Source organism: Pseudomonas morbosilactucae (assembly GCF_023241665.1).
Lineage (GTDB): Bacteria > Pseudomonadota > Gammaproteobacteria > Pseudomonadales > Pseudomonadaceae > Aquipseudomonas > Aquipseudomonas morbosilactucae.
Genome location: NZ_JALQCX010000042.1, coordinates 18851 through 43706, shown reverse-complemented (window position 1 = coordinate 43706; position 24856 = coordinate 18851). Strand labels below are relative to the sequence as shown.

The window sequence follows — 24856 nt, the reverse complement described above, 5'->3', positions numbered from 1 at the left end:
ATAGCGGCCAACGTCCATTTCCTTTCAAACCTACACCAGCAGTGTCGGCAACCATCCGGTCTGCCTTGCTAAACACCACACCATCTACAGGACATCAATCCATGACCACGTACACCATCTACGTCGACGGCGCTTGCCCGAACAACGGTAAACCTAACGCCAAAGCCGGTTGGGGCGCCTACCTCACCAACCCGCATGGCGATACCTTGGAGCTAGCTGGTCCGGTCCCTGCTAACCAACCTCAGACCAATGGTCGAGCCGAACTGCTGGCACCATTAATGGCGCTCCGCCGATGCAAGCCGGGGGCAGCTATCAACATCGTTTCCGACAGCCAATACGTCGTCAAGGGAGCAATGGAATGGCTACAGGGCTGGAAGGCTAGAGGCTGGCGAAAAGCCGACAAGAAGGAGGTCGAACACCGCGACCTATGGGAACTCATTGACCAAGAAATGCAGAAGCGTGAGATACGCTTCCAGTGGGTCCGAGGTCATAGCGGCGACACAGGCAACGAACGCGCCGACACTCTCGCTTGTCGAGGAGCCAGCGGCGAGTGCATTTCGGAACTGACCAAGGCTGCTGCAACAACGTGACCACAGCCGGGATGGCAGGCCCTCGTGTCTCCATCCCCCTGACGTTTTAACCCATATTCACTTCTGACTAGCTATTTTCGCAAGGATTCGCCCCCCGCGTGGTTACCATGGGCCGGCAGAGAGCAGCGCATAAATGCCGCTGGCAACAGGCTGGAATTTGGCAAAATAGCAGTCGTTCATCAATGGCCGCTTTCGACCCAAGCTGCCGTTCGCCAGAGCCAGAAATTGGCCAAAACCAGTGCGAGGAGGACAACGGTAAAATTTCGAAACAGTGGCACCGACATGTGTATAGGAATGCAGTAACAATTGCGATTTCAAACCGAATCGGTGTAGACCTCCCCTTGTTGAACAAGCTTTCAACACTATCAATGGATGTTGACCAAGAACAAAATAAAGATAGATGCAAAAAACGGAAGCGTGATTTCTTGTAATCACGCCCCTATAAATTGCAGATTAGGAAATCCTAAGTAGTTTAAGTTGCGCAGCAGTTGGCTTCGTCTGTGTAAAGGCAAGTTCTTTGGTGAAAAGATCCTTCCAAAAATTTAACAATTTTTCAGGGAGGTATTTAATATTTCGTTCCAGCTCATAAAGTCCATCACCAATAGAGATTGCAGCTGCCGCTTCGATAAGCGCACTACAAACTTCAGGCGCAGAGGTCTGCCGCTGACCTTCCTGGCTCGAGACTATTGATCCTTTGAGCTTTACTAAGATGTCTCGCGCGACTGGATATTTGCCTTCTTTTACTAGTATTTTGGCTTTTAGAAGCTGAACTGGGGTGGATTCAGGCATGGCCGCAAGTATGCCTTTCACGGTTGCCATATCACCGGTAACAAAATGTAGTTCTGCTCTCATCATTGATGCTGCAGCGGCGCCCCGACGCGTTCGGTTACTCTCCAACTGACTAATCAATTCCAATATGAATTGCTCTTCATGTGCAACATAAGATTTTCCTTTTGCAAGGAGCACACGAATTAGCATCTGCATGATATAAGAATTGTTATCAGTATTTCGATGAGCAACTTTAATGAGCCGCTCAGCTACGTCTAAGTCTCCAGATGTATAGTGGAGAAAACTTAGCTCCCTGAGAATATGGATATCACCTTCGCCTTTGGAGTTGTATGCGACGGTTAGTTCCGCCAAAGCTTTATCAAACTCACCAGACAGCCGATAATTGAAGCCTTGAATGAAAGCATGTAGCCGTCTGGATTTTACAGAATTTTTATGCTGGGAAAAGGAACCTAGAACATCTGCCAATTCAAGTTGTTTATTTAGTCGTGCAGCAGACAGCCCCTTGAACCGGAGGACTTCAAGTGATGACTCGTCGGTGAGTGCAAGTCTATTCTTATAAGCAGTTTCGCATAGCATGTACGCAGTATCGTAATCTTGTTTGTCATAATATTCCCTAGCGAGTCTAAAGCACTGGGAAGGCAAGATCAGACTTTCTACCCCGACGATTGAATGCTCGCCTTTTCGAAGCCTAGCAATACAAAACTCTTCAATTGTAGAAACACTTGTTTTTTCATGCAGGTCTATATCTTTATTTGCATTTATGAGGTACGCAACGGCGGGTTTTAACGTATCCTTATATGCTTGGCTATTCAGTAAATCCCTCGCCGCTCGATTAAGATAGCCAGGTAGCTTTATAGAAATCGAATCTTGCAAGATGAATCCATAGGAAATCAATAAGCTAAGAGCGTTGTTTATTCCCTCCTCGGTTTCATCAGATATTGATTTCAATGACTCGATCAAGTCAACTTCCGATATGTAACCACTATATGCGATTATAGCAAGAGCCATGTTAGCCGTGCGGTTATCTGCAAGCGCCTTGAGCAGTTCAGCGGCTTGCGCCTGAATATCATTTGCTATATTAATCCGCTGCCGTGACAACTGACTTGGCTCAACCGTAGCAAGAGTTCTTGCAGCTATCTCAATTGATTTTGGCCGCCCTTCTACATATTCAATAAAGTTATCAACAACTTCTTGTGAGTCGTTGATTTTTAGATTACCGAGCCACCATGAGAATAGTAATTCTGACTCCTCTCGCGGTAGAGGTTCTATTTTTTGCAGACATATGACCTCCGCGGACTGAGGCGACAAAAACACGGGTCTCCTAGCGGAAATTAAAACTAACCTTGGGTAAGTATTACGTGGGAGCTCATGCACGACACCCTCAAGCCAGCTTGAAATTTTTCCGCTATCATCCAATCCGGCGGTGCCCACATCAACATACAGTGCTTGGCCAGCGTTTGTAGCCTCAACTATGTGATCCGCGACTAGCTTGTACCGATCTTGTGGCGTTAGATCTAAGAATTCTTTGGTCTTATGAGATAGTTCAATTGGCGATAACAGGGAGGTCACGCCTAAAACATGCCTATAGAGGTTGACTTCCGAGTCATGATTTTCCAGCGAGAACATTAGTTTTCGCTTGGAAACTCCAGGAAAACGCCTTTTGAAAAGTTCATTAACCAGTTGCTTTCTACCGTAGCCATCAATTCCACAAAGCATCAATGTAGTAGGCATCTTGCTCGGCTCTACTGAAACTTTCTTTTCCAGCTGCATCGCGTCTTGGTATCGGTAAAATGGCGGCTCATTCCCACTCTGACTTTCCCAGTCATCAAATGCACTTAGTATTCGACAGGATATATGATGAGCAGATGGATGCTCGATTATTACGTAGTCTTGAAGCCATTGAGGGACTTCTGAGCGCTCTCCCTCATCAATTATAAATACCATCGCGTGCCGAATCTTTGCCTTCATCCACTGACTGAAAGCAACCCGCAGCTCTCCCCTTACCCAATCAGAACTAAGTGCTTTCTTTGATGCAAAAAGAATGAAATGAGTACTTTCATTCAGAGCTTCAAAGATCTGCTCAGGCAGAAAAGATGTGTTATCAAAAGTAGCGACATCATAGTGGCATAAAGAAGCCCCAAGCTGCTCATAAACCTTGCCAACGATGTGTTTATCTGCAGAGCTGTGAGATAAGAAAAATTTCATTTTGGACTCCATTCTCTTGCCAGTGCTGTATTTTGTTTTTTGGAATTGGCAAATAATAGTGAACTGTGATGCCTTTTAGCTACTATTTAATGCACGTATTTGTCTTCAGCGCATACAAGGTGTGTTTCCCATTAGTGGAATTTACTAAGCGGGCGGAAGCTTTCTACCTGGCTCAGCCTGTGCCTCATGGACCGAGCCTGAGCACCTCCGATAGCTGGGTTGCCGTCGTCACTGTGAGCTGTAACACATCGGAAACACCTGTAAGCTGCTAGCCACTTCGTGAGTGACCGCTTTTAGCAGAACTCTGTTGGTCGTCACTGCGACGCCCGTTGGCCAAGGCGAATGCTACCGGTTAGTCAGCATGGATGCGATTGGCCTGCCAGGGGCAAGTCAGTGGTCAGGTGGAATTCAACTTCTCAGTATCCAAAGAATCCCATTTTTCCCGTATTAATCGGGACTCGTTCAGAACAGAGCGGCAGCGGGCCGTTAGATAATGCCTACAAATGCCGTAGCCGCATGATGGCATCTGTGATGCCTTTAGCATTCGTGTCCAGCGTTTCCATGGCCGCAATTGCGTTAGCGGCGACACTTCCCACTCCATTGTCAGAGAGCCACATGGTCACCTCCTCAATAGCCGCGCATATGGAGTGCTGGTTGTGGAGGAGTAGTGTGAGAGCGTCCGCTGTGACTATGTTGGCTTCAGAGTTATCTGGCATGTGTATCGTCCTTGATTAACTGGTGCAGGAAGACTAGCTGAACTCGCCGCTAGCTGGAGCCAATTCTCCAGATCCGCTGACACTAGGGTAATTGCACTTACTTGACCACCCATTTGCAATCGACCTCACCAGCCATAGGCACCGGATGTTACCGGCCGACGTAGTGCACGCCTTGGGCATCACCAATACATCAATCGCTGTCGCCCGCCTTCCCGACGCAGATAAATATCAGTTGGACCTTGGTTTGCGCCCCCCCCCCTTTCCCCCACGTCTCCAATGAATTCGGCCTCTACAGCCTCATCATGCACAGTGATAAGCCCCAGGCAAAGAAGGCAAAGGCTTTCCAGGATTGGGTAACACGCGCCGCTCTCCCGGCTATCCGCAAGGACGGTGCCTATATCATGGGAGAGGAGAAAGTAGCGGCCGGCAAACTGTCTGATGACGAGTTGGTCATGCGGGCCATGTCGATTATTTCCCGGAAGGTCGAACGTCTTACCTTGGAGCGTGACCGCCTGCCCCTCGACAATCAGCTACTGACCACCCATATGCAAATCCAGGCGCACGCCATCTTCAATGTAACCAGCGGCGCTATCGGCAAGGCAGTCGGAGCCCTTCGAAGCACCACCGTTACGGACTTAGCCAGGAAGCTGGACGGTGCGGACCTGCAGCAAATCCAGAAGACCCTGGGGTCCATCAACTACCAGTACCGCCATGCCGGCTCATGGGCGGTAAACGCCAAGTATCGGGACGTCTACTTCGCTGAGAAGGCCGCACCAGATGGCCGGAGCGTCATCGGTGCGCTGGAACGCGGGAAGCAAATGCTGACCCAGCTCTATCACGACGGCGACCGACACCCTGCTGACACCGGAGCCCCTAAGTTTTGGGACAGGGGAAACCGTCTATCTCCCCTTTCGGGCCAGCGACGCCATTGTCGCAGGGAGAACACAGTAAAAAAGTGGCTCATTTCCCCGCATTACCACCAACGGCTCTCCGTTGCACGCCTGCACCACAGCAGCGGGGTTTAATGTGAAGTTCTCCAGACTAACGGATAGAGCCGCATGTAGACGGGTAGGTGACACCCGAAGCTGTGCAGCTACCTCCAACACCCCATCAACCCCATCCGACAAAACATCACCCCCAATCCCGCACACCGAAGCTCCCTCCAGGCTCTCACGTCTCAACAGATCCAATTCTTCAACGTGGTGAGGCAAAGTATCTATCTCGTCCTCATCATCAACATCCGGGGGATAACTACATGAATCGCAGGGAAACTCTGCACGCATACGCTTCAAATAATCGTTACGGCTGTAAAGTTGCAACGTACCTCCGCATTGCACACACTTGCTGGTAGTCAATTTTGCACTACTAAATTGCCGGATACGATTCAGTAAGCCTTCAGGACTAAGGTCCACCTCTCGACACAACGTTTCAACAGCCTCTTCAAAAACGCTGCGCTCGCCCTGAGTCCAGTATCGAGTGGCGATGTCGCGAGTTTTCTCATCCGCACCACTGTAAAACCCAAGAGTAATACCTTCAGTTCGCATTCTTCAGCACCTTCCATTCATGTTCGTCAACACGGAAAACAGTGCCTCTACAAAGTAGCCGAACCGTCCCGAACCGCCACTGTCGTATTCACAATGATTCGAGGGTCACCAGCTCCATTACGGGCGCCAATACATCCGGCCTGAAGTCTTTGCCATATCGTCCAAACGTGATGCCTCCAGTCTGATGCCCCAGCAAACCACCGACCAGTGACTCAGCAACACCTTTCTGTTTGAGGTGGTCAGCCAACGTGTGACGGAAGCTGTGAAAGTCTTTCTTAGCGGCGTCATCGCGAAAGCCCAATTGCTCACGTACCCGAGTGAACCACTTCGACGGCGACGCACTATAGCCATGCTTCTTATGGCAGGTCAGTTCCGGGAATATACGCTCGCTCCCCGTCGCTTTGACCTTCGTTACGTACTCCAAAAAACCCAACGCCAGAATCCTAGAATGTATCGGCACAAGCCTTTCAGAGGACGCCGTCTTGAGCTTCTGGTCCGGCCTTGTAGCTCGTATGTGGATGCAGGCAATTCCGTCGATGGTCACTACGTCGTCAGTGTAAAGCTGGCACAGTTCGTTCAGCCTGGCCCCCGTGTAAAGCCCCAGGAGGGGCAGCCAGTATTGATTTGGCTTACGACCATGAGCCGGCGCATATGTGGCAGTGTTAAACAACGCCTTCAGGTCATCAGCACTGAAAGCGCTTCGCTCCTCGCTCACCTTGCGTCGTATACGCACACGTAGGCCATCGAACGGATTGCGGCTGCAGTAACCCTCCCTCACCGCATACGAAAAGAACGTCGTCAAGTTCTTCACGTAGTTGTTGAAGGTCGTGACGCTGATGGTGGTCGTCGCCTCCGCAATCGACTGTTCAAGGGGCTGGTCGGGCAACTGGTGCAGGCGCGGGGGAAGCTTCAACGCAGTCTCCCGGAACAGGTGGGCGTCCTTCCGGGTTATCTGGTCGATGGGCATGTCACCGATGATGCGGGTTAATAGCACTGCTACCGCACGCTTGTCGTCCAGCGACTTGACCGCAACACCCTCACGGCGCTGCTGGACTAGTTGTTCGTCGACCACCGCAAGGAAGCCAGGTGATTGTTGGACTGGCACCGTTGCTATCACGGAGGGGACAACTGTACTGGCCTGTACGTCGACTGGTGGCGCCTCACGCAAGACTTGAGGCAAAGGCATAGCAGCGCCAAGCAATTGCTGCTGACGCAACCACGACGCCCAGCAAGCAAGTCGCTTACCCCCAGCCTCCCACGCCCCGCGAAGAAGCTCAACAGAGGGTCTACTACCCTGGAACGCTTGCGTGAAAAGGCCTTGGACCTGAGTCAAAATGTCCCGCCCACGAATCAACGCCTCCCTCTTGCAGCGTGTCTGCAGGGAGCGGCGGATTTCTCTTTGGGGGAATAACGGACGAATGACATCCGGCACCACGATTCGGAAGTAATAGACCGAGTGGCGGGACAACATTAGGTAGGACGGGACGTTCGACACGGATGTATCACTCCTTGTACCACCACGTGGCAAAGGGTGAAAAACCGTTAAGAATCAGCTACTTAGGTAACTGGAGGCAACCCCACCAGCCACACCCCGGCACACAATGTTCCCGCTGTGGCTGCTTCCTTCCGGATCTGACCAGGTTCACGGGTAATCGTTGCGGGGGGACCGATGGGGTCACCATAACGACGCCCGCCTGACGGCGAGCCGCGCCATTGTACCTATCTGAGTTGAAGTTACAACCGCTGCTTGCAGATTAAAAAATCCGAGGGTGGTCAAGCACTTGGCCACTTCCCTTGGAACACCCCGCGATGCAGGGGCCAGCACCGGACAAGGGGGGCTGGCGCGGCTCCCCTTGTAGGGAAAGCACCTGAGGCACGGTGGAGTTTTCGCTTTGTTTTGTAGGGCGCTTCCGAGAGAATGCAAACCGCCTTTGAGCGCCTTGAACCCCTCTATTCGATCAGGCAGTCTCCCTGGGCCGCTGCACAATCAGCGGCCCGGATGTGGAAGTTCGGAACTGAGTAAGCATGAGCGCTCTTGAGCATTCTCTGACGATTTCTCGTCAGCGTCGCTTTATGGCGGTTGTGCGCGGGACACCTTCGGGTGTGCTGGGTTACTCAGTCCCGGTCTTCCACACCCTCGCACAACTGCCACCCCTCATGTGGAAGTGAGCTCGGCAGTCCTTTAATACTGAGTGAGTGACACACATGAAAAAGCTTGTCCCCGACCCACCCTTCTCCCTCCCTGCTCATCGTCGCGACCCCGAGCTGGACAGCGCCAATGCCATCTTGCTGCACACCCTCAAAGCCACCCGCGAGCGCCCTTTTGGCCTGCGTGACGCCCACGGCCAGGCGCTGTACACGGTGCAGCCGGGCATAAGTGCCGAAGATGCCTTGGCCCACGTGTCGCTGCTGCTCAAGTGCGCCGAGGAGGTGTCCGATGAAATTACCGAGCAGGCCAGCGGCATCGAGCGCGGCCTGATCTGGTCCATGGTGCATTCCGTGGAAATGGCCCGCGCCGTGGTGGATGCCTTGCTGGACAGCAACCGCCCCAACGGCTAAGCGCAGCACCCAGCACAGGAGCCGGCTTGCCCTTTCCGGCAGACCGGCCCCTTTGCTGCGCCTTCAGACCTGGGCCAATACCTCATCGGCCTTGCCGCCTTCGCCCTGGATCACCAGGTGAATAAAGTGCAGTTTGGCGATCACCGCCGACGGCAGCACAAAGGGGTAAAAGTCCGGCTGGCCCATGCTGCGGGACAGCTCGTTGAGCATCCCGGCCAGCTCGATCCAGGCATTGACGAACGACAGGAACGCCGGCCCGCCTGGGTGCTGCGGGTCGTAGAGGGTGCTCAAGGGAAAGGGCTGATAGTCGAAGTCCATTTCCCGGGCGCTCATGCCAAAGCCCAGGGCGGTGTCCACCGCATCCATCATGTGCAGATAGTGGGCCCAGGTTTCCGCCCAGTCTTCCCAGGGGTGCATGGTGGCGTAGGCACTGACGTAGCCCTGCTGCCAATCGCTCGGCGCGCCTTGTTGGTAATGCCGGTCGAGGGCTTCGGCGTAGCTTTGCCGCTCATCGCCGAACAGGTTGCGAAAGGGCTCCAGCCAATAGCCGTTGGCAATCAGCCGATCCCAGTAGTAATGCCCGACCTCGTGCCGGAAGTGCCCCAGCAGTGTGCGGTAAGGCTCACGCATCGCCACCCGCACTTGCTCGCGATGGGCGTCGTCGGCTTCCTTGATGTCCAGGGTGATCAGGCCGTTGGCGTGCCCGGTCATGGGCGCCTTGCCCTCCAGGTCGATGCCGACAAAGTCGAAGGCCAACCCGGTGTCTTCATCCTGGGTCTTGGGGACCACCTGCAGGCCGAGGCTAACCAGTTGCGCCACCAGGCGCCGCTTGGCGATTTCCACTTTGCGCCAGCGCTCGGGGTTTTCCGCCACTGACAGGTCGGGGATGGTTCGATTCAGGCTGCACGCCACGCACAAGCTGTCGCTGCCATGGGCTGGCAACAGCCAATTGCAGGCGGCCGGGGTATCGAGGTTGGCGCAACGGCGAAACAGGCCGGCCTCGGGGTCGGCATCCAGCCACCAGGTGCCAACCTCGGGCCCGGGCTGCAACGATGACAGTCGGCTCTGTTCCGGCTGATAGCCCAACAGCGCCGAACAGGCCAGGCACTGGCTGTTGCGAAAGAACAGCGACTGCCCGCAACGGCACTGCCAGATCTTGCTGTTACGCGAACTTTCGCCCATGAAGGGCGCGGCGATACGGGAACTGAGCTGCTCGAAAAAACGGTACATGGCGATCCCTCTCTGAGGCTTGCGAAGACTAGATCATCCCGACTGCCCCATCGTTCCATCGCGCTTGCCGGCGAAAGGTTTCGCCGGCAAGCCGCTGCCAGCAGATCACGCCGAGAGGGAGATCCCATGGTCGCCAAGGAAGGCAACAAAGGCCTCTTCATCCAGGACCTTGAGGCCCAGTTCATTGGCCTTGGCCAGCTTGGAGCCAGCACCTGGGCCAGCGACCACGCAATGGGTTTTTGCCGACACCGAACCCGCAACCTTGGCCCCCAGGCTCTCCAGCTTGTCCTTGGCCACGTCGCGGCTCATCAGTTCCAGGGAGCCGGTCAGCACCCAGGTCTGGCCCGCCAACGGCAGCCCTTCGACGACCTTTTTCTCGCTGCGCCAGTGCATGCCAAACGCCTGCAACTGCGCCTCGATGGCCAGGGCGTGGGAGGCATTGGCTTCGACGTCAAAGTAGTCACGCACGGCCTTGGCCTGCTTCTCGGGCAAGGTCTGGCGCATGTCCAGCCAGTCGGCAGCGATCACCCCTTGCAGAGTGCCGAACTTGTCCGCCAGCTTCTGAGCGGCGCCCGGGCCCACCGACGGAATGTTCAACTTGTCGAGCATGCCGCCCAGGGTGGCGCTGGCCGCAAAATCGGCGCCCAGCTCACCCTGGTCCTGCAACTCCAGCCCGCACTGCTCCTTGTCGAGCAAGGCCCCGATTACCTCTTGGTTATGGCTGTCTTCGAAGAAGCTGTGGATCTCATGAGCCACTTCCAGACCGACGTCCGGCAGGTAGGTCAACACTTCAGGCAACGCCTGCTGCACACGCTCCAGCGACGCCAGGGAGCGCGCCAGGACCTTGGCCGTTTCTTCGCCCACATCAGGAATGCCCAAGGCGTAGATAAAGCGCGCCAGGGTCGGCTTGCGGCTGTCGGCAATGGCCTTGAGCAGCTTGTTGCTGGAGACCTCGGCGAAGCCCTCCAGATCGATGATTTGCTCGTACTTGAGCCGGTAGAGGTCTGCGGGCGAGGCGATAAGCTTCTCGTCCACCAGTTGCTCGATGGTCTTGTCGCCCAGGCCTTCGATGTCCATGGCACGCCGGGACACAAAGTGAATGATCGCCTGCTTCAACTGGGCACCACAGGCCAGGCGCCCGACGCAGCGGTACACGGCGCCTTCGCTGACGGTTTCCTTGCCCTTGCTGCGTTTCACCAATTGGGTGCGTTCGACGTGGGAGCCGCACACCGGGCAGGTTTCCGGGGTCGGGACCGGCCGGGCGTCAGCAGGACGACGCTCGGGCACCACCTGCACCACCTTGGGAATCACATCGCCGGCGCGGCGGATGATCACCGTGTCGCCGATCATCAGGCCCAGGCGCGCCACTTCATCCATGTTGTGCAGGGTGGCGTTGGAAACGGTGACGCCGGCCACCTTGACCGGCTTCAAGCGCGCCACCGGGGTCACCGCGCCGGTACGCCCGACCTGGAATTCCACGTCCAGCAACTCGGTCATTTCTTCCATGGCCGGGAATTTGTGGGCAATCGCCCAACGTGGCTCGCGGGCGCGGAAGCCCAGTTCGCGCTGGGATGCCAGGCTGTTGACCTTGAACACCACACCGTCGATTTCATAGGGCAACGCGTTACGCCGCTCGCCGATGTCGCGGTAGTAATCCAGGCACTCGTCCACGCCCTTGGCCAGCTTCAGCTCACGGCTGACGGGCATGCCCCAGGCCTTTAACTGCTCCAGGTTGCCGATGTGGGTGTCGGCAATGTCTGCCGACACCTGGCCCAGGCCGTAGCAGCAGAACTCCAGAGGACGGCTGGCGGTGATCTTTGAATCCAGCTGGCGCAGGCTACCGGCGGCAGCGTTGCGCGGGTTGGCGAAGGTCTTGCCGCCCACTTCCAGTTGCGAGGCGTTCAGGCGCTCGAAACCGGCCTTGGACATGTAGACTTCGCCGCGCACTTCCAGGGTGGCCGGCCAGCCGCTGCCTTGCAGCTTGAGGGGAATGTTGCGCACGGTGCGCACGTTGACGCTGATGTCTTCGCCGGTGGTGCCATCGCCACGGGTGGCACCGCGCACCAGGGCGCCGTCCTGGTAGAGCAAGCTCACGGCCAGGCCATCGAGCTTGGGTTCACAGCTGTATTCCACCGCCGCGCCACCGCCAAACAAGTCGCCCGCCGGCAGGTCCAGCCCTTCGTTGACCCGGCGATCGAACTCGCGCATGTCCACTTCTTCGAAGGCGTTGCCCAGGCTGAGCATGGGCACTTCGTGGCGCACTTGAGTGAACGCCGAAAGCGCAGCGCTGCCGACACGCTGGGTGGGCGAATCGCTACTGACCAACTCGGGGTGCTCGGCCTCCAAGGCCTTGAGCTCATGGAACAACCGGTCGTACTCGGCGTCCGGAATGCTCGGCTCGTCCAGCACGTGGTAGCGGTAGTTGTGTTGGTCCAGCTCAGCGCGCAGCTCAAGAATGCGGGTTTCAGCGGCGGTCATGGGGTTCTCTCATAAAGCAAAAGAGCAGCCATGGCTGCTCGATTTGAAGATGGGGCAAAGGCTTCGCTGGCGAGCCAGTTCCTACACAAGCCAGCTCCTACAGGAGGCGCTGGCTGTGGAAGCTTAGCGCTTCTGGGTCAGGGCGCGGCGCTCGAATTCGACGATGCGCTGGCGGTAATGCTCGATGGTCTGCGCAGTCAGCACGCTGCGCTGGTCGTCCTTGAGCTCGCCATTGAGTTCCTGGGACAGCTTGCGCGCTGCGGCCACCATCACGTCGAAGGCTTGCTTCGGGTGACGCGGGCCCGGCAGGCCGAGGAAGAAACTCACGGCCGGGGTGCTGAAGTGGTCGATGTCGTCCAGGTCGAAGACGCCCGGCTTGACCGCGTTGGCCATGGAGAACAGGACTTCCCCATTGCCGGCCATGCTTTCGTGGCGGTGGAAGATGTCCATCTCGCCAAAACGCAGGCCGCTTTCGAGGATGTTCTGCAACAGCGCCGGGCCTTTGAAACCGGCGGCGTCGCGGCAGATCACGCTGATCACCAACACTTCTTCGGCTTGCGGCTGATCTTTCTCGGCGTGGCTTGACGCCTTGCCTTCGTCCGGGAAGTCATCGTCACGGCTGCTGAAGCTCGGGCCGTTGTCCAGATCCAGGTCCAGGTTCAGGTCACCCTGATGCGGCTCGCCACCCCGCTTGCCGCGCTTGGACGAAGACTCACGCGGCTCGCGGGCCGGCATGCTCACAGACGGCAAGTCATGCTCGTCGAGTTGCGGTTCCTTGTGGGTATCCAGCACGCGAGGCGGCCCCAGCAATTCGGCGCTGGTGTCCTCGTCCGGCAGGTTGGACAGGCTTCGGTCAAGACGGAATTTCAACTTGCCTTTGCCGCCGCGCATACGGCGCCAGCCATCAAAAAGAATACCGGCAATGACAATAATGCCGATGACGATCAGCCACTCGCGCAGACCGATTTCCATGTAATCCCGTGCCTCTATAAAAAATGCTGATAAATAAGGGGCTTAGCAAACTGCAAACCGCTTTAAAACGTGGCGCCAACTCTATGTTCTGAATGGCATTTTGCCCACGCATAGGAAAAATTGACATTAAACTAGCACGACCAAAGGCAACTTTACACCGTCTGTCACAACGGTTAAGGCCAATATGTCGATTGGCCAGCAATCCGGGCGGGTAAAAACTCCAGGCTGACCGTCCCCTCGCTCCCCCGGCCCTTTGGACTCAAGCGTCCACCATCGCCATCGCCTCCTCGACATCAACTGCTACAAGGCGCGAACAACCGGGCTCGTGCATCGTGACCCCCATCAACTGATCGGCCATTTCCATGGCGATCTTGTTGTGGGTGATATAGATGAACTGCACCGTTTGCGACATTTCTTTGACCAGTCGGGCATAACGTCCAACGTTAGCGTCATCCAGCGGCGCGTCAACTTCGTCGAGCATACAGAACGGCGCCGGGTTCAATTTGAAAATGGCAAATACCAGGGCCAATGCGGTCAGGGCCTTTTCGCCACCCGAGAGCAAATGAATGGTGCTGTTCTTCTTGCCTGGAGGACGCGCCATGATTGTTACCCCTGTATCGAGTAAATCTTCGCCCGTCAGTTCCAAATAAGCGCTGCCACCGCCGAAAACTTTTGGAAAGAGCGCCTGCAAACCGCCGTTAATCTGATCAAAGGTATCTTTGAAACGATTACGGGTTTCCTTGTCGATCTTGCGGATAACATTTTCCAGGGTCTCCAGGGCTTCCACCAGGTCAGCGTTCTGCGCGTCCAGGTAGCGCTTGCGCTCGGACTGCTGCTGATACTCGTCGATGGCCGCCAGGTTGATCGCGCCCAGGCGCTGGATGCGTGCAGCGATGCGTTCCAGTTCTTCCTCGGCGGCCTTTTCATTGGCCTCGGCGGTCAGGGTCGCAAGCACGCCTTCAAGGTCATAGCCGTCTTCCAGCAACTGGTCCTGCAAGGTCTTGCGGCGCACGCTCAGGGCTTGCCATTCCATGCGCTGCTGTTCGAGCTGGCCACGGATCAGTTGCGACTGCTGCTCGGCCTGATTGCGGCGCTTCTCGGCGTCGCGCAGTTCGCGGTCGGCGTCTTCCAGGGCGATTTGCGCGGTCTTGAGCTCGACGTCCACCGTCATGCGCTTTTCCAGCAGTTCTTCCAGCTTGAGGCGCAGCTCTTCCAGGGGCGCTTCGCCCTCTTCCAGGTTGAGGCTGAGCTGCTCGCGCTTCTCGGTCAGGCGTTCGGATTGCAGTTCAAGGCGTTCCAGGGCCTGGCGCGTGGAGTCGTGCTGGGCTTTGAGCGAACCCAAACGCACCGCCAGTTGATGGGCGTGATCCTTGTGTTGCCGGGCTTCCTGGCGCACCCGGTCCAGGCGCTCGCGCAGGCTGTCGCGCTGGGCCAGCAGCAGTTCGCGCTGCTCGGTGTCCAGGGCCATGCTGTCCAAGGCTTCCTGCAACTGCAGCCGAGCCTCGCCTATTTGTTCGTGTTCCAGGGCCCGCTGTTCGCCCAACTCGGTGAGTTCTTCATCCAGGCGGGTACGACGCAAACTCAGTTGCTCAGCCTTGGCCTTGCCGGCGGACAGCTTGGCCTTCAATTCACCCTGCTGACGGGCTTCGTCCTGCAGCAGGCGGCGCAAATGTTCGCGGCCGTTTTCCTGCTGACGTTGCTGCGCCCGCAGGTTTTGCAATTGGCTTTCCAGGGCTTCGACGCTGGCTTCGCGCTCATCGCGCTCCAGGCCCAGTTGCTGGATTTCCTGACCACGGGCCAGCACGCCGCTTTCCGCTTCACTGGCACGGCGCACCCGCAAAAAGTGCCGGCCGACCCAGAAGCCATCGCGACTGATCAGGCTCTCGCCCGCCGCCAGTTGCCCGCGCAAGGCCAGGGCCTGTTCCAAACTGTCCACCGGTTTGACCTGGCCCAGCCAGGGCGCCAGGTCCACCGGCGCATCGACCTTGTCCAGCAGGCTACCGGGGATGCGCGCGCCCTCCCCGGCCAGCGTCAGCAAGCGCAGATCGCCCTGCTCGAAACCGGCCAGGTCGATCCCGGCGAAGTCATCCACCAGCACCGCTTGCAGATCGGCACCGAGCACGGTTTCCACCGCCAGCTCCCAGCCGGCTTCGACCTGCATGCCATCGGCCAGGCGCGGGCGCTCGGACAACTGCTGGTCCTTCAACCATTGGGCAGTGCCGGTGCCCGGATCGAGCGCCGCCTGCTGCAACGCTTCAAGGGAGGCCAAGCGACCGTTGAGGCGTTGCAGTTCGCCCTGGGCCTGCTGCTGGGCCTGGGTGGCCCGCTGCAGTTCCTGGCGCAGCTGTTCCAGCCGCTCGACCTGGGCTTCTTCACTGGCTTGCAGGTCTTCCAGGGTCGCCTCGCTGGCGGCCAGCTCTTCATTGAGTTCGAGGATCGCCGCGTCTTCCGGGTCGGCGGACAGCAGGTCACGCTCTTCGGCGAGACGTCGCTGGCGTTCGGCCAGGCGCTCCATGCTGCCTTCCAGTTGCTGGATGCGCGATTGCTGCACCTGGGCCTGGCGCTGCGGTTCGGCGGAGCTGAGGTTGAAACTGTCCCACTGCTCCTGCCAGCCGTGCATGGTGGTTTCGGCTTCTTCCAGGGCGGCCGCGGCTTCTTCGGCCGCGGCGCTGGTGACTTCCTGTTCCGGCTCGAGCATTTCCAGCTCTTCGCCCAGGGTCGCCAGCAAAGTACGGTCATGGCCCAGGTGGGATTCGGTTTCCTGGCGCGCGCGCTCGGCTTCGCGCAGGTCGTCCTGCAACTGGCGCAAACGCTGCTGGCCGTGCTGGATGCTCTGCTCGACCCGGGCGATATCACCGCCCACCGAATAGAAGCGCCCCTGCACCAGATTGAAGCGTTCGGACAGTTCATGGTGCCCGTCACGAAAGCGTTCGATGGCGGCATCGGCGTTGCGCTGCTCGGCCACCAGGGCTTCGAAACTGACTTCCTGGTTGCCGATGATCGACTCGCGCTGCCCCACCTGTTCATTCAGCGCCTGCCAGCGCAGCGCCGACAGTTGGGCCTTGAGCTGACGCTCCTCGCCCTTGTATTCCTGGTACTTCTCGGCGGCCTGGGCCTGGCGATGCAGGCGCTCCAACTGGCGCTCCAGCTCTTCACGCAGGTCGGTCAGGCGCGCCAGGTTTTCATGGGTGCGGCGAATACGGTTCTCGGTTTCGCGGCGGCGCTCCTTGTACTTGGAGATGCCTGCGGCTTCCTCGATAAAGTTGCGCAAGTCCTCGGGCTTGGCTTCGATCAGCTTGGAGATCATGCCCTGCTCGATGATCGAGTAACTGCGCGGCCCCAGGCCGGTGCCGAGGAAAATATCGGTAATGTCACGACGCCGGCACTTGGTGCCGTTGAGGAAGTAGCTGTTCTGGCTGTCGCGGGTGACCTTGCGGCGGATGGAGATTTCCGCGTAGGCCGCGTACTCGCCGATCAGGGTACCGTCGGAGTTGTCGAACACCAGCTCGATGCTGGCCTGGCTCACCGGCTTGCGGCTGGTGGAGCCATTGAAGATGACGTCGGTCATCGACTCGCCGCGCAAATTCTTGGCCGAGCTCTCGCCCATCACCCAACGGACGGCGTCGATGATGTTCGACTTGCCGCAACCATTGGGCCCGACCACCGCCGCCATGTTACTGGGGAAGTTCACCGTGGTCGGGTCGACGAAGGACTTGAACCCCGCCAGCTTGATGCACTTGAGCCGCACGTTTAGGCGCCCGTCAACGCAGACACCACCAGATCGCAGCTGCGCTGGGCGTAGGCCGTGAGCACCTGGCGGATCTGCGGCAAATCACGGGCCATCACCGCGGCCAGCAGCTGTTCGAACAGCGCCAGGTACTCGCTCATCGAGGCCTTGCGCTGCTCCAGTGCCAGGTAATAGGCACGGCTCATGGCCGGCTGCAGGTTCTCGACGGTTTCCTGCAGATAAGGGTTGTTGGCGAAGGGATAGGCGGCGCGCATGACGTTGAAGCTGTCTTCGACGAACACCCGGATATCCTGGCGCTCGTAGGCCGCGATCAGGCGCTGCTGGATCTGCAGGAACGGCGTCATGTCCGCCTGCTGCACCCAACCGCTGGCCACCGAATTGCCCAGCAGGATGTACAGCTCGCTCATCAGCGCGCACAGGCTGCGCACCTTGTGCTCGGTGAGCTCGGTCACGTGGGCGCCACGGCGCGGCAGGATGGCGATCAGATGGCGGCGCTCGAGAATCAGCAAGGCTTCACGCACCGAGCCACGGCTGACATTGAGCGCCAGGGTGACCTTCTGTTCCTGGATGCGCTCCCCGGGCTTGAGATCGCCACGAATGATACGTTCGGCGAGGTGGTGGGCAATTTGCTCGGCGAGACTGTCCGGCGCCTTGAACGTCATGGTTTTCCTTGAAAATCTTCGATCAACACAAGCGGCGCAGTGTAGCGCAATTGATACCTGATGGCGGAGTGCCCGAAGCGCGTAAATTGGCATGGAATAAGCAAAAACATTCCATCCCGAGAGGGTCAATACTCTTTGCATGGAACCGTTGACCGACAAAATCAAATTTCCTGACCTTTGGGTCAGAAAACAATTGACCGAAAAGTCAGACCTGACTAAATTCGGCTCCAGTCGGTTAACAACAATAATGAGTCTGCGAGGCCTTCCGTGATCCAGTTTTTACTCAACCAGGAACTCCGTAGCGAGCACGCCCTGGACCCCAACCTGACCGTGCTCAATTACCTGCGCGAGCACTTGGGAAAATCCGGCACCAAAGAAGGCTGCGCCAGCGGTGACTGTGGCGCCTGCACCGTGGTGGTGGGCGAACTGCAAACGGACGCCGACGGCGCCGAGCACATCCGCTACCGCAGCCTCAACTCATGCCTGACCTTTGTCTCGGCCTTGCATGGCAAGCAACTGATCAGTGTCGAAGACCTCAAGCACCAGGGCCAACTGCACAGCGTGCAGCAGGCCATGGTGGAGTGCCACGGCTCGCAGTGCGGCTTCTGCACCCCGGGCTTTGTCATGTCGCTGTTCGCCCTGCAGAAAAACAGCGAGGCCCCGGACCGCCACAAAGCCCACGAGGCCCTGGCCGGCAACCTCTGCCGTTGTACGGGCTACCGGCCGATTCTCGACGCCGCCGAGCAGGCCTGCTGCGGCCGGCAACCGGACCAGTTCGACGCCCGCGAAGCCCAGACCATCGCCCGCCTCAAAGCCATCGCGCCCAAGGATACCGGCGAGCTCAACAGCGGCGACAAGCGCTGCCTGGTGCCGCTGACCGTGGCCGACCTGGCCGACCTGTATGACGCCTACCCCCAAGCCCGCCTGCTGGCCGGCGGCACCGACCTGGCCCTGGAAGTCACCCAGTTCCACCGCACCCTGCCGGTGATGATCTACGTCGGCAATATCGAAGAAATGAAGCGCGTCGAACGCTTTGACGACCGCCTGGAAATCGGCGCCGCCACGGCCCTGTCCGACTGCTACGAAGCCCTCAAGGCCGAGTACCCGGACTTCGGCGAACTGCTGCAACGCTTTGCCTCGCTGCAAATCCGCAACCAGGGCACCCTGGGCGGCAATATCGGCAACGCGTCCCCCATCGGTGACTCGCCGCCCCTGCTGATCGCCCTCGGCGCGCAGATCGTCCTGTGCAAGGGCGAGACCCGCCGCACCCTGGCCCTGGAAGACTATTTCATCGACTACCGGGTGACCGCACGCCAAGACAGCGAGTTTATCGAGAAGATCATCGTGCCCCGGGCCAGCGCCGAGCAGCTGTTCCGCGCCTACAAAGTGTCCAAGCGCCTGGATGATGATATTTCAGCGGTCTGCGCAGCCTTTAACCTGCGCCTCGAAGACGGCGTGATCGCCGATGCCCGGGTGGCGTTCGGCGGCATGGCGGCCACCCCCAAGCGTGCCCAGGCCTGCGAAGCCGTGCTGCGTGGCGCACCCTGGAACCACGCCACGGTAGAGCGCGCCTGTGCCGCCCTGGCCGAGGACTTCACACCGCTGTCGGACTTCCGCGCCAGCAAGGAATACCGCCTGCTCAGCGCCCAGAACCTGCTGCGCAAATACTTCATCGAACTGCAGACTCCGCACATCGAGACCCGGGTGACCGCTTATGTCTAATCATCACAAGGTCGAAAAGACCCAGGCCGAGCTGACCGCGCTGTTTCACCAGGACCTGACCACCGGCGTGGGCCGCAGCGTCAAGCACGACAGCGCCGACAAACACGTGTCCGGCGAAGCGGTGTACATCGATGACCGCCTGGAATTTCCCAACCAGTTGCACGTGTATGCGCGCTTGTCGGACCGGGCCCACGCGAAAATCCTCAGCATCGACACCGCGCCCTGCTACGCCTTCGATGGCGTGCGCATCGTCATCACCCACGAGGACATTCCCGGCCTGAAAGACATCGGCCCGCTGTTGCCCGGCGACCCGCTGCTGGCCATCGACACGGTGCAGTTCGTCGGCCAACCGGTGCTGGCCGTCGCCGCCAGGGACCTGGACACCGCACGCCAGGCCGCCATGGCCGCGGTCATCGAATACGAAGACCTGGAGCCCGTGCTGGACGTGGTCGAAGCGCTGCGCAAGCGCCATTTCGTGCTCGACAGCCACACCCACCAGCGCGGCGACTCCACCACCGCCCTGGCCAACGCTGCACACCGCCTCCAGGGCACGCTGCACATCGGCGGCCAGGAGCACTTCTACCTGGAGACGCAGATCTCCTCGGTGATGCCCACCGAAGACGGCGGCATGATCGTCTACTGCTCGACCCAGAACCCCACCGAAGTGCAGAAGCTGGTGGCGGAAGTGCTGGACGTGTCGATGAACAAAATCGTGGTCGACATGCGGCGCATGGGCGGCGGTTTCGGTGGCAAGGAAACCCAGGCCGCCAGCCCGGCCTGCCTGTGTGCGGTGATTGCCCGCCTCACCGGCCAACCGACCAAAATGCGCCTGCCGCGGGTCGAAGACATGCTAATGACCGGCAAGCGCCACCCCTTCTACATCGAGTACGACGTGGGCTTCGACAGCAACGGGCGCCTGCACGGGATCCAGCTGGAACTGGCCGGCAACTGCGGATGCTCGCCGGACCTGTCGGCCTCCATCGTCGACCGGGCGATGTTTCACGCCGACAACGCCTACTACCTGGGCGACGCCACCATCAACGGCCATCGCTGCAAGACCAACACCGCATCCAACACCGCCTATCGCGGCTTCGGCGGGCCCCAGGGCATGGTCGCCATCGAGGAGGTCATGGACGCCATCGCCCGGCATCTGCACCTCGACCCGCTGGCGGTGCGCAAGGCCAACTACTACGGCAAGACCGAGCGCAACGTTACCCACTACTACCAGACGGTGGAGCACAACATGCTCGAGGAAATGACCGCCGAGCTGGAGGCCAGCAGCCAGTACGCCGAGCGCCGAGAGGCGATCCGCCTGTACAACGCCCACAGCCCGATCCTGAAAAAGGGCCTGGCGCTGACGCCGGTCAAGTTCGGGATTTCCTTCACCGCCAGCTTCCTCAACCAGGCCGGGGCGCTGATCCACATCTACACCGACGGCAGCATCCACCTGAACCACGGCGGCACCGAGATGGGCCAGGGCCTGAACGTCAAGGTCGCGCAGGTGGTGGCCGAGGTGTTCCAGGTGGATATCGAGCGGGTGCAGATCACCGCCACCAACACCGACAAGGTGCCCAACACCTCGCCTACGGCGGCGTCCAGCGGTGCCGACCTGAACGGCAAGGCCGCGCAGAATGCTGCCGAAATCATCAAGCAGCGCCTGGTGGAATTTGCCGCGCGCAAATACGACGTCAGCGAGGCAGACGTCGAATTCCACAACGGCCATGTGCGGGTGCGCGAGCAGATCCTGACCTTCGAGGCGCTGATCCAGCAGGCGTATTTCGCCCAGGTGTCGCTGTCCAGCACCGGCTTCTACAAAACCCCGAAAATCTACTACGACCGCTCCCAGGCCCGTGGTCGGCCGTTCTACTACTTCGCCTACGGCGCAGCCTGTGCCGAGGTCGTCGTCGACACCCTGACCGGCGAATACAAAATGCTCCGCACCGACATCCTGCATGACGTCGGCGCCTCGCTGAACCCGGCCATCGACATCGGCCAGGTAGAGGGCGGGTTTATCCAGGGCATGGGCTGGCTGACCACCGAAGAGCTGGTGTGGAACGCCAAGGGCAAGCTGATGACCAACGGTCCGGCCAGCTACAAAATCCCGGCCGTGGCGGACATGCCCCTGGACCTGCGCGTCAAGCTGGTGGAAAACCGCAAGAACCCGGAAGACACGGTGTTCCATTCCAAGGCCGTGGGTGAGCCGCCCTTTATGCTCGGCATCGCCGCCTGGTGTGCGATCAAGGACGCGGTGGCCAGCCTGGGCGACTACCGACATCAACCACAGATCGATGCACCGGCGACACCGGAACGGGTGTTGTGGGGCTGTGAGCAGATGCGCCGCCTGCAGGTGGCCAAGGTTGCAGATACGCAAGTCGAGCTGGCTTCGCTGTAACGGCTATCGCCGGCTCCTAACTGTAGGAGCCGGCTTGCCGGCGAACAGGCCGTCATCAACACCCAAGATCCCGAGGTGAACATGTACAACTGGATCAGCGCCCTCGCCGACCTGCAGACCCGCGGTGAACCCTGCGTATTGGTGACCATCATCGAAGAGCTGGGCTCCACGCCACGCAACGCCGGCTCGAAGATGGTCATCAGCGCCACCCAGGCCTTCGACACCATCGGCGGCGGCCACCTGGAATACAAAGCCATGCAACTGGCCCGCGAGATGCTCGCCAGTGGCCGGCAAGACACTCACCTGGAGCGCTTCAGCCTGGGCGCCAGCCTCGGCCAGTGCTGCGGCGGGGCCACGGTGCTGCTGTTCGAACCCATGGGCCAGGTACAGGCGCAAATCGCCGTGTTCGGCGCCGGCCATGTCGGCCGCGCCCTGGTGCCGCTGCTGGCCAGCCTGCCCTGCCGGGTGCGCTGGATCGACTCGCGGGAGCAGGAGTTCCCCGAGCAGATACCCCACGGCGTCAGCAAGCGGGTCAGCGAAGACCCGCTGGATGAAATCGACGACTTGCCCCCCGGCAGCTACTGCATCGTCATGACCCACAATCACCAACTGGACCTGGAACTCACCGCGGCGATCCTCAAGCGCAACGACTTCGCCTACTTCGGCCTGATCGGTTCCAAGACCAAACGGGTGAAGTTCGAACACCGCCTGCGCGATCGCGGCTTCGACAGCGCCACCTTGCAACGCATGCGCTGCCCGATGGGTCTGAGCGAGGTCAAAGGCAAGCTGCCTGTGGAAATCGCCATCTCCATCGCTGGCGAAATCATCGCCACCTACAACGCCCATTTCGGCCAAAACAGCACCCGCGCCGAACCCATTGCCAAGCTGCTGCCAGTGTCGCGCCGCAGCCAAGCCACCCTCTGAGAACACCCCATGCCTTTGACTCGCAAAGCCTACCGCGCCGCCATTCTGCACAGCATCGCCGACCCCGCCGAGGTGGGCATCGACGCCTCCTATGAGTATTTCGAGGACGGCTTGCTGGTGGTCGAAAACGGCCGGATCAGCGCCCTCGGCCACGCCAGCGAACTGCTGGCCAGCCTGCCGGCAGACATCGACATCACCCACTACCCGGACGCACTGATTACCCCGGGCTTTATCGACACCCATATCCACCTGCCGCAAACCGGCATGGTCGGCGCCTACGGCGAGCAATTGCTGGATTGGCTCAACACTTACACCTTCCCCTGCGAAAGCCAGTTCGCCGACTCGGCACACGCCGAGCAGGTGGCAGACATCTTCATCAAAGAACTGCTGCGCAATGGCACCACCACCGCCCTGGTGTTCGGCAGCGTGCACCCGCAGTCGGTCAACGCCTTCTTCGAAGCCGCCGAGAAGCTCGACCTGCGCATGATCGCCGGCAAGGTGATGATGGATCGCAATGCTCCGGACTACCTGACCGACACCGCTGAAACCAGCTACCGCGACAGCAAGGCGCTGATTGAACGCTGGCACGGCAAGGGCCGCCTGCATTACGCCGTGACCCCACGCTTCGCCCCCACCAGCACCCCGGAGCAACTGACCCTGGCCGGCCAGTTGCTGGGGGAATACCCCGACCTGTACATGCAGACCCACATCAGCGAGAACCTCCAGGAAGTGGAATGGGTCAAGGAGCTGTTCCCGGAGCGCAAGGGCTACCTGGACGTGTACGACCACTACCAACTGCTGGGCGAGCGCTCGGTGTTCGCCCACGGTGTGCACCTGTGCGACGACGAGTGCGCGCGCCTGGCCGAGACCGGTTCGGCCATCGCCTTTTGCCCCACCTCGAACTTCTTCCTGGGCAGCGGCCTGTTCAACCTGCCCATGGCCGAAAAGCACAAGGTCAATGTGGGCTTGGGCACCGATGTCGGCGGCGGCACCAGCTTCTCGCTACTGCAAACCCTGAACGAGGCGTACAAGGTCATGCAGTTGCAAGGCGTGCGTCTGAGCCCGTTCAAGTCGCTGTACCTGGCCACCCTCGGCGGCGCCCGGGCGCTGCGCCTGGAAGACAAGGTCGGCACCCTGCAGCCGGGCACCGACGCCGACTTCCTGGTGCTCGACTACCACGCCACGCCGCTGCTCAGCTACCGCCTGCAACAGGCCAAGAGCATCGACGAGACCCTGTTCGTGCTAATGACCCTGGGCGACGACCGCAGCGTTCTGCAAACCTACGCCGCCGGCGTGAAAGTGCACCAGCGCTAGGCCCTGAAACGAAAAATCCCCCGCCCTGTGGATAACCCGGGGCGGGGGATTTTTTATGGGCCAAGGTTTAAACGCGTTGGCCGCTACCGAGTGCCTAGAAGGTCACTTCCATGTTCAACGTGGGCGCCGACGTACGGGTGCCTCGCCCGCCATCGACCCCGAACTTGTTGTGCCAATACTCGTAGCCCACGCCGAGGTAGAGGTTGGGCTTGACGTTTTTCCCCGGCATCACGGCAACCATCAACGCGGTGCGCACCAGGGTTTCGGCGGCGGTGTCACGGTCGTTGTAGTCGTGGCCTTTTTCACCGGTGTAGTTGATGAAACCCTGGAACTTGGCGCCGTGGCTGCCCACCTCGAACGGCCGCATCCAGGCCAGGTTGATCAGGTAGCTGCCGTCGAAGGTATGGTCGGGATCCTTGGCACCGGGGATGCCGGAATGGTTGTTTTCCTTGTAGTACAACAGGCTCAAGTCGAGCACGCCGACGGTGTTGAACTTCAGGGTCGGCCCCACCACCAAGGCACGTTTTTTTGCAGAGCCCAAGTTGTTGTTGCGGCTGGCATCGAACCCCAGGGTCAGGGCGTAATCCTTGACCAGCCCGGTGCCCAGGGGCGTGTCGAACACCCGGGAAGCGAAGAGTTGATGGCGATACACGCCATACACTTCGCTGCTGCCACGGTCGGTGCCTTTGCGCGGGTCGTCGCTGTCGGACAGCAGGACGTCGAGGTGCAGGTAGTTGCTGCCGTACTGGTAACCACTGGCGTGGGTGAAGCTGTAGATGCGCTTGCTGATGAACTCCGGGTTGTTCGGGTTGGTGAACTCCTTGCCGTACCTGAAGCCCACGCTATTGCTCATCCATTCCACGGCGGCCGCCTCCCCTGCGCCCACGAGTGTCATCAGCAGGGCTGCGCCTTGTAATGCCTTTTTCATTTTTATTATGTCCTGTGGCGGTGTGGCTTATGGCAGCTTCGCTGGCTGCCGACCGGACGCAGTATCGGCACAAGCGCCACTGG

16 protein-coding genes and 1 other RNA gene are annotated in these 24856 nt (G+C 59.2%); 7 read left to right on the top strand and 10 right to left on the bottom strand.

The genetic code is table 11. The features are described from left to right. Positions 1-101 precede the first annotated feature (101 nt). Positions 102-590, top strand: coding sequence for a ribonuclease H family protein (locus M1B35_RS22235; RefSeq protein ID WP_268263082.1), 489 nt, complete (start codon positions 102-104; stop codon positions 588-590). 453 nt (positions 591-1043) lie between these two features. Here the strand turns inward: M1B35_RS22235 and M1B35_RS22230 are convergent, their stop codons facing one another. Both M1B35_RS22230 and M1B35_RS22225 read right to left on the bottom strand, forming a co-directional pair. Then, complete coding sequence (locus M1B35_RS22230; protein WP_268263081.1) at positions 1044-3584, bottom strand: toll/interleukin-1 receptor domain-containing protein; 2541 nt, start codon at positions 3582-3584, stop codon at positions 1044-1046. Between the two features lie 497 nt (positions 3585-4081). After that, the gene (locus M1B35_RS22225; protein ID WP_268263080.1) at positions 4082-4300 is read right to left on the bottom strand and encodes a hypothetical protein; all 219 of its coding nucleotides are present in this window, start codon (positions 4298-4300) and stop codon (positions 4082-4084) included. Positions 4301-4539: 239 nt separating this feature from the next. Between M1B35_RS22225 and M1B35_RS22220 the strand changes: the two genes are divergently transcribed. After that, positions 4540-5325, top strand: coding sequence for a BRO-N domain-containing protein (locus M1B35_RS22220; protein WP_268263079.1), 786 nt, complete (start codon positions 4540-4542; stop codon positions 5323-5325). A 607-nt stretch (positions 5326-5932) separates the two neighbouring features. Here M1B35_RS22220 and M1B35_RS22215 read toward each other — a convergent pair. Beyond that, positions 5933-7315: a tyrosine-type recombinase/integrase gene (locus M1B35_RS22215; RefSeq protein WP_341870160.1), complete on the bottom strand. Its 1383-nt coding sequence runs from the start codon at positions 7313-7315 to the stop codon at positions 5933-5935. A gap of 104 nt (positions 7316-7419) precedes the next feature. Further along, positions 7420-7516, bottom strand: an RNA gene (gene ffs, locus M1B35_RS22210) — signal recognition particle sRNA small type. A 533-nt stretch (positions 7517-8049) separates the two neighbouring features. Here ffs and M1B35_RS22205 point away from each other — a divergent pair. Continuing rightward, positions 8050-8403 carry a DUF6124 family protein gene (locus M1B35_RS22205; protein ID WP_268263077.1) on the top strand — a complete coding sequence of 118 codons (354 nt, stop codon included), beginning with the start codon at positions 8050-8052 and terminating at the stop codon, positions 8401-8403. 63 nt (positions 8404-8466) lie between these two features. On the opposite strand, the gene M1B35_RS22200 is transcribed toward M1B35_RS22205, so the two are convergent. The 5 genes from M1B35_RS22200 to M1B35_RS22180 form a co-directional block, all read right to left on the bottom strand. Further along, on the bottom strand, positions 8467-9633 hold the full coding sequence (locus tag M1B35_RS22200; RefSeq protein ID WP_268263076.1) for a zinc-binding metallopeptidase family protein: 1167 nt from the start codon (positions 9631-9633) through the stop codon (positions 8467-8469). A 105-nt stretch (positions 9634-9738) separates the two neighbouring features. Beyond that, entirely contained in the window at positions 9739-12111 is a 2373-nt protein-coding gene (ligA, locus tag M1B35_RS22195; RefSeq protein ID WP_268263075.1) for an NAD-dependent DNA ligase LigA, read from the bottom strand. 123 nt (positions 12112-12234) lie between these two features. Next, positions 12235-13083: a cell division protein ZipA gene (gene zipA, locus M1B35_RS22190; RefSeq protein ID WP_123330582.1), complete on the bottom strand. Its 849-nt coding sequence runs from the start codon at positions 13081-13083 to the stop codon at positions 12235-12237. A 259-nt stretch (positions 13084-13342) separates the two neighbouring features. After that, complete coding sequence (gene smc, locus M1B35_RS22185; protein ID WP_268263074.1) at positions 13343-16831, bottom strand: chromosome segregation protein SMC; 3489 nt, start codon at positions 16829-16831, stop codon at positions 13343-13345. 2 nt (positions 16832-16833) lie between these two features. Then, on the bottom strand, positions 16834-17493 hold the full coding sequence (locus tag M1B35_RS22180; protein ID WP_123330578.1) for a GntR family transcriptional regulator: 660 nt from the start codon (positions 17491-17493) through the stop codon (positions 16834-16836). Between the two features lie 267 nt (positions 17494-17760). Here M1B35_RS22180 and xdhA point away from each other — a divergent pair, with 267 nt between their 5' ends. The 4 genes from xdhA (at position 17761) to guaD (ending at position 23845) form a co-directional block, all read left to right on the top strand. Next, complete coding sequence (gene xdhA / locus M1B35_RS22175; protein WP_123330576.1) at positions 17761-19215, top strand: xanthine dehydrogenase small subunit; 1455 nt, start codon at positions 17761-17763, stop codon at positions 19213-19215. Then, on the top strand, positions 19208-21607 hold the full coding sequence (gene xdhB, locus M1B35_RS22170) for a xanthine dehydrogenase molybdopterin binding subunit (protein ID WP_268263073.1): 2400 nt from the start codon (positions 19208-19210) through the stop codon (positions 21605-21607). Before xdhA ends, xdhB begins: the two co-directional genes overlap by 8 nt. Positions 21608-21688: 81 nt before the next feature. Continuing rightward, on the top strand, positions 21689-22531 hold the full coding sequence (gene xdhC / locus M1B35_RS22165) for a xanthine dehydrogenase accessory protein XdhC (RefSeq protein WP_268263072.1): 843 nt from the start codon (positions 21689-21691) through the stop codon (positions 22529-22531). Positions 22532-22540: 9 nt separating this feature from the next. Then, positions 22541-23845 (top strand): guanine deaminase, encoded by a 1305-nt coding sequence (guaD, locus tag M1B35_RS22160; protein ID WP_123330570.1) that lies wholly within the window; start codon positions 22541-22543, stop codon positions 23843-23845. A gap of 94 nt (positions 23846-23939) precedes the next feature. Here guaD and M1B35_RS22155 read toward each other — a convergent pair whose 3' ends face one another. After that, entirely contained in the window at positions 23940-24773 is an 834-nt protein-coding gene (locus tag M1B35_RS22155; RefSeq protein WP_268263071.1) for a nucleoside-binding protein, read from the bottom strand. Positions 24774-24856: the final 83 nt, after the last annotated feature.